The organism is Streptomyces boncukensis (assembly GCF_011045075.1).
GTDB lineage: Bacteria > Actinomycetota > Actinomycetes > Streptomycetales > Streptomycetaceae > Streptomyces > Streptomyces boncukensis.
This window is the reverse complement of record NZ_JAAKZZ010000227.1, coordinates 1-11405: the sequence shown is the minus strand read 5'-3', so window position 1 is coordinate 11405 and position 11405 is coordinate 1. Positions and strand designations below refer to the sequence as shown.

The following is an 11405-nucleotide window of genomic DNA, read 5'->3' as shown; positions in this document are numbered from 1 at the left end:
GTCGGGGGTTTCCGGCTGCGGCCGGAGCCGTTATGGCAGGGCGAGCTCGAACCACACCACCTTGCCCGTCGACAGCCGGGTGGCGCCCCAGCGCCGCGCGAGGCGGTTGACGAGGTAGAGGCCGCGGCCGCCCTCGTCCGTGGCCCGCGCCTGCCGCAGCCGCGGCAGTTGCGGCACGTCGTCGCCGACCTCGCAGCGGAGGGTGTCCGTCCGCAGCAGGCGGAGCGTGATGGGGCGCTCCGCGTACCGGACCGCGTTGGTGACGATCTCGCTCACCAGCAGCTCGACCGGGTCCGTCAGCTCCTCCAGGTCCCAGCGGGCGAGCGCGCGCCGGGCCAGCCGCCGTGCCTGGCCCGCCGTCTGGGCGCGCGGATCCAGATACCAGTACGCCACATCGCTCGGCGCGATGCCGTCGAAGCGGGCGGCGAGCAGCGCGATGTCGTCGTCCCGGTCCCCGGGGCCGAGGATGTCCAGCACCTCGTCGCACAGCGGCTCCAGCGGAGCGGAAGCGCCGGGGCGGGTCAGCCGGGCGGTGGCCGCCAGCCGCTCCCGCAGATGCTCTATCCCGGTCCACACGTCGCGCTGCCGGGACTCGACCAGGCCGTCGGTGTAGAGCAGCAGTGTCGCGCCCGCGGGCGCGTCCAGCTCGACGGCCTCGAAGTCGACGCCGCCGACCCCGATCGGCGCCCCGGACGGTATACGCAGCACCTCGGCACGGCCGCTGCGGTGCAGCATCACGGGCGGCGGATGGCCCGCGTTGGCGACGATGATGCGGTGCGCGACCGGGTCGTAGACGGCGTACAGGCAGGTGGCCATGCGGTCGCTGCCGAGCCGCTGGGCCTGTTCGTCGAGGTGGTGCAGCACCTCCTGGGGCGGCAGGTCGAGCCCGGCCAGCGTCTGCGCCGTGGTGCGCAGCTGGCCCATGATCGCCGCCGAGGTCATGGAGTGGCCCATCACATCGCCGACGACCAGCGCCACCCGCGAGCCGGGGAGCGGGATGGCGTCGTACCAGTCGCCGCCGACCCGGGCCGTCTCGGCGGCGGGCAGATAGCGGCTGGCGAGCTGGACGCCGGTGGGCTGCGGCAGCTCGTCCGGGAGCATGGTGCGCTGCAGCTCGTCGGCGATATACGCCTCGCGGCCGTACAGCACCGCCTTGTCCACGCCCAGCGCGGTGTGGGTGGCGAGCTGCGCGGCGATCAGCAGGTCGTCCGGCTCGAACGCCGGTCGGTCGGGGCGGCGCAGGAAGACGGCGGCGCCGATCACTCTTCGCCGCCCGCGCAGTGGCGCCAGCACGGCCCGGTGCCCGGAGGGCAGGTCCCGCCCCGGGCCGAGGAGCTCGGGCAGCGCCGCGCTGGCGGCGGGGGAGTCGGCGAAGACGGGCCGTACGCCGCGCAGCACCTCGGCCAGCGGGCCGCCGGGCCGCACATGGGCCAGCTCGGCAGCGGCGGCCCCGGCGGCCCCGGTGGCACCGGTGGCTCCGCCCCCGCCCCCGCCGGCGTCGGCCGGTCCGCCGCCGCCTTCCGTGCCGGACAGCCCGTGCCCGCCGTCGGCGGTGGGCGGCGCGCCGCCGAGCAGCGGCAGCAGCGGTCCGGAGGCCGCCCGCTCCCGCTCGGGGCGGGAGCCCCGGCTGTGCTGGGCGTCCCCGGTCTCCCCCGGACCCTCGGCGCCGGCCGCGTCCCGGGAGTCGCCGGGCGCGGGCGCCTCGCGTTCGCCGCGCGCGGGACGGGTCTCGCCCGGTGTCCGGGCCTCGGGGACCTGCGGCGCGGCCGTCACCTGGGTGAACTGCGGGTACTCCGGGATCCGGTCGCTGCGCCGCAGCCGCAGGACCACCGGTCCTGTGGGCCGCTCGTCGCCGACCGGCAGCGGGTCGCGCAGATAGACCAGGATCGCGTCCGCGTACGCGGGCACACTCGCCCGGCACAGGCCCAGCACCGTCTCGTCCAGGTCCACGCCGCGGGCGATCCGGCGCGTGGCGGCCCCGACGAAGCGCAGCCGGTCGCCGCCTCTGCGCTCGCGCTCCACCCGCTCCGCCTCGCCGCCGTCCGCTCCGGCCTCACTGGGCACGTGCTCACCCGCGCTCTCCCCGTCGCGCCGCCGCGCCTGCGCGGACGCCGGTGGCGCCTGCGCCTGCGCCGCCGCGGGCGTCGGCGGCTGCTCGTCCGGCCTGCGGCGGCCGGCGGCCTCGTGACCCCCGGCACCGGCGGGGCCGGTGCGGCCCTGCTGATCCGCCTGGCTCCCGTGGCCTCCGTAGCTTCCGGGGCCCTCGTGACCCGCGGGTCCCGCGTGGGTCACGGGGCCCGGCTGGCCCCCGCGACCGGACCGGGAGGTGCCCGTGGGTTTGGGCGGCGTCGGCTCGGCGGTGCTGCTCGCCGCAGACTTCTCGTGCTCCGTCACGCGTTCGGTTTCCATCCATCCGGGGCTGCGCTCCGGCGCACGCCCAGCGCTGGGTGCTCGCGGTCTATGGGCGTCGTCGGCAGTGCAGGAAGAGCTGGATCTCGGGCGGTACGTCGGTACTCGCGGGAGCGTACGCGTAGGCGTCCTCGCTCGCGATCTCGAATCCCGCCTCGCTGACGACCCGGCGCAAATCGTCCCGCAGATAGCCCGATACCCGCACCGTGTTGCCCAGGAACGGAATGGCGAAGTCGTCCACGTCCGATTCCACCATGGCGAGGGCCAGCGGGCCGTCGTCGCGGATCTGCTCGTGCAGCATGCGCAGCGCGAACGGGATCTCCGCACGGGGGAGCATCAGCAGCGAGAAGAAGGCCGTCGAGCCGTCGAACGGGCCGAGCCCGGAGGATTCCAGATCGGCCAGGTCGACGCGGCGGAAGTCCCCTTCCGGAACGTTGTCGCGGCACAGTTTCAGCATGACAGGCGACACATCGATGCCTGTCACCCGGTGTCCCGCGGCGCTGAGTTGACGTGCGGTGGGCAGTCCGGTTCCGCAGCCGACGTCGAGGACCCGGGAGCCCGGCGGGAGCAGCCCCGCCAGCCACTGCCCGGCCGCTATCTGCCCCTCCTTGTGCGGGAACGCCTCGTCGTACCGGTCTCCGATGGCGTCGAACGCGTCCGCCTGTCCCGACCTGTCGACGCTGGCGCGGTCGAAGGCGCCGTACGCTCCGTGCCCGTCACTGGCGCTCACGACTCGGCTCCTCTCTGGCCGCCTGTCAAGTCCTCGGGGACCGAGGGAAGTTGTTTTCAGGGTCCGGGTTACGGACGTTGATCCTACGTTTGCAGTATGGGGGCGTAGCAAGGGGCATCGGGAGTCGGGTGCGGGCACGTGTTGCACACCCGCCGGGCGGCCCGGGGTCAGGGGCGGGTCATACGCAGCACATCCAGCGCCTCGTCCAGCTGCTGAAGGGTCAGCTCGCCCCGCTCCACATAGCCCTCCTCCAGCACCACGGCGCGGATCGTCTTCCGCTCGGCCAGGGCCTTCTTGGCGACGGCGGCGGCGCTCTCGTACCCGATGTACTTGTTGAGCGGGGTGACGACGGAGGGCGAGGACTCCGCGTACTCCCGGGCCCGCTCGGCGTTCGCGGTGATGCCGTCCACGGTGCGGTCGGCGAGCAGCCGGGAGGCGGCGGCCAGCAGCCGCACGGACTCCAGCAGGTTCTTCGCCATGACCGGCAGCATCACGTTCAGCTCGAAGTTGCCGGCGGCACCGGCGGCGGCGACGGTGGCGTCGTTCCCGGTGACCTGCGCGGCAACCATCAGCACGGCCTCCGGGATCACCGGGTTCACCTTGCCGGGCATGATGGACGAGCCGGGCTGGAGGTCGGGCAGCGCGATCTCGGCCAGGCCGGTGCGGGGGCCCGAGGCCATCCAGCGCAGATCGTTGGCGATCTTCGTCAGGCTGACGCCGATCGTCCGGAGCTGACCGCTGGTCTCCACGAGCCCGTCGCGCGCCCCCTGCGCCTCGAAGTGGTCGCGCGCCTGCGTCAGCGGCAGCCCGGTGGCGCGGGCGACCTCCTCGATCACGGCGGAGGAGAAGCCGGGCGGGGTGTTGATGCCGGTGCCCACGGCCGTACCGCCCAGCGGGAGCTCGGCGAGGCGGGGCAGGGAGGCGCGGAGCCGTTCGGCGCCGTACCGCACCTGTGCGGCGTATCCGCCGAACTCCTGTCCGAGAGTGACGGGGGTCGCGTCCATCAGATGCGTCCGCCCGGACTTGACCACGTTGGCGAACTCCTCCGCCTTCCGCTCCAGCGCGGCGGCGAGGTGGTCCAGCGCGGGGATCAGCTCACCGGTGACGGCGGCGGTGGCGGCGATGTGGATGGACGAAGGGAAGACGTCGTTGGACGACTGCGAGGCGTTGACATGGTCGTTCGGGTGCACGTGCGCGCCGGGGCCGAGGCGCTCGGCGGCGAGGGTGGCGACGACCTCGTTCATGTTCATGTTGGAGGAGGTCCCGGACCCGGTCTGGAAGACGTCGACCGGGAAGTGGTCGTCCCACGCTCCGTCGGCTACCTCCTCGGCGGCCTCGCGCACGGCCTCGGCCAGGTCCTTGTCCAGGACCCCCAGCCGCCCGTTGACCACGGCCGCCGCCGCCTTGATCCGGGCCAGCGCCTCGATGTGCGCCCGCTCCAGCCGCTGGCCGCTGACGGGGAAGTTGTCCACGGCGCGCTGGGTCTGGGCCCGCCACTTGGCGTGCGCGGGGACGCGTACCTCCCCCATCGAGTCGTGCTCGGTCCGATACGCGGTGTTGTCGGTCATACGTGTGCACCTCCGTAACGATCAGCATCGCGCACCGGGCCGGACATTCCCTGACTGGGTCAGGCTTCGGTGGGGCGGGGGTTTCCGTCGAAGACGTTGTGGACGGTGCTGGCGGTCAGGGCGCGCTCGAACCAGCGATCGAGGAGGATGTCGTCGTCGCAGGAGGTGATGCGTGCGCGCTCGCCCGGGGTCAGCGTGATGCCGTAGATCTCCAGAACCAGGAGCAGGTCCTCGATCCGGACCCGCCTGGCTCCTCGCAGGTACCCCTGCTCGTGACGTTGCGTGCGCAGCATTTCGGCGACGAGACCCTCCACGTCAAACACCCCCTAAGGGGCCTCCGCGCTGTCTGCTGCGGTGTGGCCGCTGTCCTCGCCATCCTCGCGGAAGACCTCGCTGACGCTGGTGGCAGTGAGCGAACGGTCAAACCAGCGGTCGAGGAGTTCCAGGTCGTGGCAGTCGCTGATGCGCGTGCTCTGTTCGGCCGTGAGCCTGAGCCCTCGCTTCTGCAGTGCCTGGAGGAGACACTGGGCTGCCCTCTTCACCTCTCCCTCCTCGCGACCTGCTTCGCGACCTGCTTCGCGGAGTCCCTCAGCGACGGGCCCGTTGAGTTCGAAGATTCCTGCTGCCATGAGATTCTCCCAGTGTTCGGCTGCTGCGGTGCCTGCGACGGCGCTGGCCACAAGATCGGCGTAGATGGTGGGATCCTCAGCCTTCCTGAGGGCGTAGGCGAACGTCTTCAGTATGTCCCCGATGCGGGGTCCGTGGACGTGTGTCATCACCGAGAACACCGCGAATGGCAGGTCCTCCGCCGCACGCTCCTGGTCGGTGACCTCGGGGATATTGCCGGGCCAGGTGACGAACGGGGTGACGGTGAGATTCGGTCTCGAACCGTGCCCGATGTGGAACGGTCCCATCGCCCACTTGGCCACGCGCTCCTGGTCGCACATGACAAGCAGCAGCGGGTGCTCGTTCGGATACCTGTTGGCCAGATAGCTCAGGTAGTAGGCCCAGCTCCGGCCCTTGTCCTCGTCCTTGCCCGACTGCGACTCGGCGAGGACAAGGTACTTCCGCCCGCTGTCGCGGCAGGAGATCCGTACGAGGGTGTCCACCCGGCGTTCCACGGGGCGGATCTCGGTGAGATCGCAGCTGGGGAATTCGATGTCGGTGCTGCCCGTGCTGGGCAGATCGAGGATGCTGAAGGCGCGTTCGAGAATCTCAGGGAACTCTCGGATTACGTGATGGCGCGCCTCGTGTGGTGACTTGACCATGGGAAGCAGCGAATCGCACCGTGCGACTATGTTCCCGTCATATGACGGTAGTTCACCCGTACGGGTCTCACGGTGTCAGGACGACCCTCCCCAGGTTGACGCGGTGGTCGATCAGGGCGTGGGCCTCGGCGGCGCGGGTGAGGGGGAACTCGGCGGCTGCGGCGGGGCGCAGGGCGCCGTCGGCGAAGAGGCCCCAGAGCTCGTCGCGCCAGGCGGCGTATGTCTCCGGGTGGTCGCGGGCGATGCGGGCGATCTGGAAGCCGGTCACCGTCCGGCCGCCGACCAGCAGGTCGTACGCGGAGAGCGTGCCGCCGCCCGAGCTGTAGGCGACGAGGCGTCCGCCGTCGCGCAGGGCGCGGACGGCGGGGGTGAGGAGATCGCCGCCGACCGCGTCGAGTACGTAGTCGAAGGGCCCCGGCCAGCCCTCGGGCGCGTCGTACGCGACGACCTCGTCCGCGCCGAGGTCGCGCAGGAAGTCCCCCTTGGCCGCCGGGTCGCTGACGGCGGCGACGACGCGCGCGGCGCCGCGCGTCCGGGCGAGCTGCACGGCCAGATGCCCGGCCCCGCCGGCGGCCGCGGTGATGAGCGCGGACTCGCCGGGGCGGGGGCCCGCCGCCTCCAGCGCGCCCAGTGCGACCACGCCGCCGCGCACCAGTGCGACGGCGTCGCCGGCGCGGGCGCCCTGCGGGACGGCCGAGGCCATGGCGGTGTGCAGCACGGCGGCCTCGGCGTACGCGTCCCCGAAGCAGAGCCCGGTGACCCGGTCACCGGGCGCGTACTCCGTGACGTCCGGGCCGACGGCCGCCACGGTTCCGGCGATCTCGCCGCCGATGGGCTCCGGAGCGCTCCCGCCGGCCTCGCGGAGCTTGCGGACGACGGGGAGGGTGACGCCGATGGCCTCGGTGCGGACGAGGAGCTCGCCGGGTCCGGGCGCGGGGACGGGGGCGTCCTCCAGGGTGAGGTTGCCGGATATATGCCGGATGCGGCGCATGGGGGAGCCTCCAGATTTCGTTGGGGAGCCCAACGATACGCGGATTCCATGGGGAACTCCAACGATGACCGGTTAGGCTTCCCGTATGGCTGACACCCCTCCCGCCCCGAGCAGGATCCGCACCCTGCCGAGCTGGCTGCTCGGCCGCTGCGCCGCGCGCGGGCGCGGCCTCGTCGCCGAGGCGCTGGCGGAGGAGGGGCAGCGCATGTGGCACCACGTCGTCCTCGCCGCCGTGGCCGACCTCCAGCCGATCGCCCAGGCGGAACTGGGCCGCAGCATCGCGCTGGACCCCAAGGACGTGGTCGGCATCCTCAACGACCTGCAGACGGACGGCTATCTGCTGCGCGAGCCGGACGCGTCCGATCGCCGGAAGAACGCCGTACGGATCACCCCGGAGGGCGAACGGCTGCTCGACCGCTGCGAGCAGGCCGCGCGACGCGCCAACGCCGCGCTGCTGGAGCCGCTGTCGCCCGCCGAGCGGGCGGTGTTCCTGGACATGCTGGAGCGGGTCGTCACCCCTGCGAGGAACTGCCGCTGAGGCGGGCGGCCACATCGGAGAGGCGTCCCATGGCGTGGGCCACGCCGAGGCCGTCCATGTAGTCGCGCATGTGCACGATCTGGCCGTCACGCACCCGCATCACCAGGAGGCCGGGGAAGCTGAAGTGCCGGCCGGTCGTCGTCACGGTCCCGGCGACGGTCTGCTCGACCGTGAGCACTTCGCGGTCGGTGCTCTCATGCACCACGACGTCGCGGATCTCCTGCGGCTGCGCCGGGCTCCGGCCCCAGGCCGCCCGGTAGCCCGCGCGGACCTCCTCCCGCCCTTCGAACCGGTCGGGCATGCCGGGGGAGAGGAACGGGAACTCGTGCAGGCCGTCGGGCGCGTAGAGCTCGGCCAGGTCGTCGGCGGACTTGTCGAGCATCGCCTGCTGGAAGCGCGCGAGGACGTCGCGGGGGCTGATGTCGGCCACTTCAGTGTCCCTGCGTGACGCCGGCGAACGCCGCCCACGCGGCGGCCGGGAAGAGCAGCACGGGGCCGTGCGGGTGCTTGCTGTCGCGGACGGGGACGAGGGCGTTCGGGTGCCCGTCGGCGACCGCCGGGCAGTTGCCGCCGTCGGCGTTGCTGTAGCTGGACTTACGCCACGACGCTGAGCTCAGGTCGGGTCGGCGGGATCGCATGGCGGACAGTCCTCCAGGAGCCGTTCGATGAATGCCCGGGACTGGTGCGGGGTGAGCGCGGCGTCCCTGAGCTGATCGTATGCCAGGTGCAGGGACTCGACGTGTTTCCGGTTGGCGAAGACGCGGCCGTCGTACGAACCTTCGGTGTAAGCGAGGCACTTCCCGTCCGCCAGCCACAGCAACGTGATGGATCCCCCGAGCGAGTGCAGTGGCCCGGCGCTGAACGGCAACACCTGGAGGGGTGATGTTCGGCAGGTCGGCCATGACGAGCAGATGTTCCAATTGCCGCCGCCACGCGGCCTTGTCGCGCATCTCGCGTCGCAGCGCCGCCTCGTCCAGGATGGCGCGGTACGTTGCCGCCTCGCTGCCGTGCAGCAGCTCCTGGCGGCCAATCCGCGCGATGACCTGCTCCTCCACTTCCTGCTCGGTGCGGCGGGGGACGGTGCCGAGGAGTTCGCGTGCGTACTCCTCCGTCTGGAGCGAGCCCGGCAGCACGCCCTCCACGAACTCGTGGCGCATAGCGGCCCGGCGCTCCAGGTCCATGATGTCCTGGTACTTGTCCTTGATCACCTCCTCCCGCGCCAACTCCCAGATCGGCATCAGATGATGGACGCCGAACGCCCGCTCCAGGCGCTTGACGACCGTGGACGAGCCGATGGACTCGCCCTTCTCCAGGCGGCAGATGTACGTGCGGTCGTAGTGGACCTTGTCCCCGACCTCGGCGAGGGATCAACCCGCCTGCGCGCGCAGGCGCGCGACCTCGGTGGCGAGGATCTGACGGCCGGACGGCTCCGTGCCGATGCTGGTCTCGGACAGGGCAACCCCCTCGTTGCGCGGGCTTCTTGGCCTACGGCACCCCGCTGACGAGCGTAGACACAGACCGCCACGCTGGAGGCGCGAACGGCAACACTCAGTAACGAAAGGCGTCCCCATGACCTGGCGCATCGACCGCATCCCCAGCAAGCGCGTCTCCGTCACCGACGACAACCGCGTACGGCTCCCGCTCTGGATCCTCCGGGACGGACGACACGCCGCCGACGCGCCACTCACGCTCAGCCGCGTCGAGGCGGAGCACCTGCACGCCGAGCCCCACTGCCGGGGGCGGTGAGACCGCGCGGTCAGCGGTGGCTGAGGGCCTCGCGGAGGAGGGATTCGGCGACTGCGGTCACCCGCCGGACCGTGCCGTCCTCCTCGGCGTACCGGACCTCGATCAGGAGGTTCTTCTCGCGTGCGACGAATCGGGCCTGCGCGGTGTCGCCTTCCGGCGAGGGAGGGGTGACGACGCGGAACGCCTCGTCGGCGAGGGCGATGTCGGTCCGGATTCTGGACCTTTCGACGGGGCGGCGCCGCGCAGAGTGGAGACTCAGCTCGAACGCTTTACGGGCCGGGGCCGCGCGGTCCCAGATGTCGGTGATGTTTCCCTCGGCTTTCAGTGTGACGTCCACTTCGATACGGGGACGGTTGGATGACCGCTCCCGGAGCCTGCACGTGGCGTCTGTGGCGATGACGACCTGTGGGTCGTGCAGCAGTGCTCTGCGGCCCTGCCTGTCCAGCAGCGAGCAGGCGGCCGGAATCTCCCGGATCAGCCACGGGGGAGGGGCGATCCACGTGCCGAGGACGGGCGGGATGAGGAGCAGCGCCGCGATGCACTCGGTGATGCGGAACGCCGGGCCGTAGCGGCGGCGCGTGCGGCCGAGTCGCTTCCGGTGCCACGCCGGCGGCGTGTGCACCTCCGCCAGGCGATTGCGCAGCTCGATGTGGCGGAACCGGTAGACGCCGCCGGCCTGGCGCAGCACGCCCCTGCGGTGTGCGTCTCGCAGGAACTCCATCAGACGCCAGGGCAACCGGCCACGCGAGGCCCACCAGGCACGGGCCAGCGTGAAGCGGCCCCACGCGGACAGCGCGAGGTCGTGGAGGAAGGCGGAGAGCGCGGCCCCGGCGACAGCGAGGAGCCAGGATCCGGCGGTGAGCGTCCCGTATCCGCCGTAGACGTGCCAGAGCACGAGCGTCGTCGCCAGCACCCACCATGCGGGAGGCAGCGGAAGCAGCCCGACGCAACACCGCGAGCGCAGGGGCGGCACCTCCGTACTCCCGTTCCCGTTCCGGCGGGTGACACCTAGCGCCACCGTGCCCAGTGTCAGTACGGAGCGCCGGTCCAGCCGCAGGAGCCGCTCGGGCTCCACGGCGGCGTCCGGATCGGCGGTCGTTCGCAGGCGGTCGAGAAAGAGGACGAGGACGACGGCCGGGAGTGCGGCGAGCAGCGTCACCCGCCCGAGGGGAAGCCGCTCCTGCGCCTCGGGGTGGAGGGCCACGAAGAAGAGCGGGAGGAAGAGCCACGTGACGGTGTTCGGTGCGATCGTTCTCCCGGCCCAGCCGATGCCGCCCGGCCAGCCCTGCCGCTCCTGCCCCTGCCCTTGCCCCTGCTGCTTCTTCCGTGCCGGGCGGTGTCGCCGTATCTGCTGGGGCTCCCGGGGCTGTTCCCCGAAGAGCAGATCCGCCACGTAGATCACATACAGGCCCAGTCCCGTCAGGAGCCACGCGGGCAGCCTCAGGGGCGGGCCGACTCCCAGGAGGTGGACCGTGAGGGCCGCCACCACCGCGCTCGGGAGCAGGGACAGCGCCCGTACGGCGCCGGGCATCGCCCCGTCCAGCCGCCACCAGGCGAGATCCTGCTGCCTGGCGTCCCGCAGCTGGGCCGCGAGGAACGCGGCCCAGCGGGTGGCCTGTGGCGCGTCACGGCCGTAGGAGGCGGCGAGGAAGCCGTCGTACAGGTGGCGTTCGACTTCCTTCCGGGTGGTGAAGCGGTGGGTGTCGAGGAGTTCGGCGGGGTCGTCGTCGCTCTCGCTGTACGCGACGCGCGCGAGGGCGACCATCAACGGGGTGCGGAGCACGGCGCGCAGCGTCCGCACGTCCCGGGCGGTGTCCGCGGAGTCCGTGAGCCGTCGCAGTACGGGGCGCCACTTCGCGTTCGTACGGGCGCTGGTGCGCGGCAGGTAGGCGGCGACGTCCCGCGGGGTGAGCGGTCGCAGGCGGATGGCGCGGGCGCCGGGCACGGGGAGGCCGTGCGCCGCGTTGACCGCCCCGACGTACTCGGCTTCCCTGCTGGTCAGCACGGCGCGCGCGGGGTCGGCGAGGGTGCGGCGCAGCTCGGTGAGCGCCTCGGCACGGACCGGTTGCGGCAGCTCGTCGAAGCCGTCGAGCACGGGCAGCAGGCGGCCGGACTCGATGAGGTCGAGGGCGAGGCCGGGGGAGGGGAGCAGGGC

Annotated in this window: 12 protein-coding genes and 1 pseudogene; 2 read left to right on the top strand and 11 right to left on the bottom strand. The window is 72.3% G+C overall.

From position 1 onward, the window contains the following. Positions 1-30: 30 nt before the first annotated feature. The 6 genes from G5C65_RS20820 to G5C65_RS20795 all read right to left on the bottom strand — a co-directional run bounded on the left by G5C65_RS20820 (position 31) and on the right by G5C65_RS20795 (position 6966). Positions 31-2292 (bottom strand): SpoIIE family protein phosphatase, encoded by a 2262-nt coding sequence (locus G5C65_RS20820; protein WP_420903338.1) that lies wholly within the window; start codon positions 2290-2292, stop codon positions 31-33. Between the two features lie 166 nt (positions 2293-2458). Continuing rightward, entirely contained in the window at positions 2459-3139 is a 681-nt protein-coding gene (locus G5C65_RS20815; protein ID WP_165300400.1) for a methyltransferase domain-containing protein, read from the bottom strand. A gap of 167 nt (positions 3140-3306) precedes the next feature. After that, positions 3307-4707 (bottom strand): class II fumarate hydratase, encoded by a 1401-nt coding sequence (locus tag G5C65_RS20810; RefSeq protein WP_165300399.1) that lies wholly within the window; start codon positions 4705-4707, stop codon positions 3307-3309. A 59-nt stretch (positions 4708-4766) separates the two neighbouring features. Continuing rightward, on the bottom strand, positions 4767-5021 hold the full coding sequence (locus G5C65_RS20805; RefSeq protein ID WP_165300398.1) for a hypothetical protein: 255 nt from the start codon (positions 5019-5021) through the stop codon (positions 4767-4769). Positions 5022-5033: 12 nt separating this feature from the next. Next, complete coding sequence (locus G5C65_RS20800) at positions 5034-5975, bottom strand: hypothetical protein (RefSeq protein ID WP_165300397.1); 942 nt, start codon at positions 5973-5975, stop codon at positions 5034-5036. Between the two features lie 67 nt (positions 5976-6042). Continuing rightward, the gene (locus G5C65_RS20795) at positions 6043-6966 is read right to left on the bottom strand and encodes a quinone oxidoreductase family protein (RefSeq protein WP_165300396.1); all 924 of its coding nucleotides are present in this window, start codon (positions 6964-6966) and stop codon (positions 6043-6045) included. An 85-nt stretch (positions 6967-7051) separates the two neighbouring features. On the opposite strand from G5C65_RS20795, the gene G5C65_RS20790 reads away from it, so the two are divergent. Continuing rightward, positions 7052-7504 carry a MarR family winged helix-turn-helix transcriptional regulator gene (locus G5C65_RS20790; RefSeq protein WP_165300395.1) on the top strand — a complete coding sequence of 151 codons (453 nt, stop codon included), beginning with the start codon at positions 7052-7054 and terminating at the stop codon, positions 7502-7504. On the opposite strand, the gene G5C65_RS20785 is transcribed toward G5C65_RS20790, so the two are convergent. The 4 genes and pseudogenes from G5C65_RS20785 to G5C65_RS40785 all read right to left on the bottom strand — a co-directional run. Next, positions 7479-7934, bottom strand: a complete 456-nt coding sequence (locus tag G5C65_RS20785) for a nuclear transport factor 2 family protein (protein WP_338146557.1) — start codon at positions 7932-7934, stop codon at positions 7479-7481. The genes G5C65_RS20790 and G5C65_RS20785 overlap by 26 nt on opposite strands. Position 7935: 1 nt before the next feature. Continuing rightward, on the bottom strand, positions 7936-8142 hold the full coding sequence (locus G5C65_RS40795; RefSeq protein ID WP_165300402.1) for a DUF397 domain-containing protein: 207 nt from the start codon (positions 8140-8142) through the stop codon (positions 7936-7938). After that, positions 8118-8375, bottom strand: coding sequence for a Scr1 family TA system antitoxin-like transcriptional regulator (locus G5C65_RS40790; RefSeq protein WP_420903339.1), 258 nt, complete (start codon positions 8373-8375; stop codon positions 8118-8120). The genes G5C65_RS40795 and G5C65_RS40790 overlap by 25 nt, the downstream gene beginning before the upstream one ends. Before the next feature lie 19 nt (positions 8376-8394). Next, positions 8395-8685, bottom strand: a pseudogene (locus G5C65_RS40785) (Scr1 family TA system antitoxin-like transcriptional regulator); the annotation flags it as partial. A gap of 388 nt (positions 8686-9073) precedes the next feature. Here G5C65_RS40785 and G5C65_RS20775 point away from each other — a divergent pair. Next, positions 9074-9250, top strand: coding sequence for a hypothetical protein (locus tag G5C65_RS20775; RefSeq protein WP_165300394.1), 177 nt, complete (start codon positions 9074-9076; stop codon positions 9248-9250). A 10-nt stretch (positions 9251-9260) separates the two neighbouring features. Here G5C65_RS20775 and G5C65_RS20770 read toward each other — a convergent pair. Next, positions 9261-11405: NACHT domain-containing protein (locus tag G5C65_RS20770; RefSeq protein WP_478501607.1), on the bottom strand; the 2145-nt coding region annotated here is incomplete at its 5' end.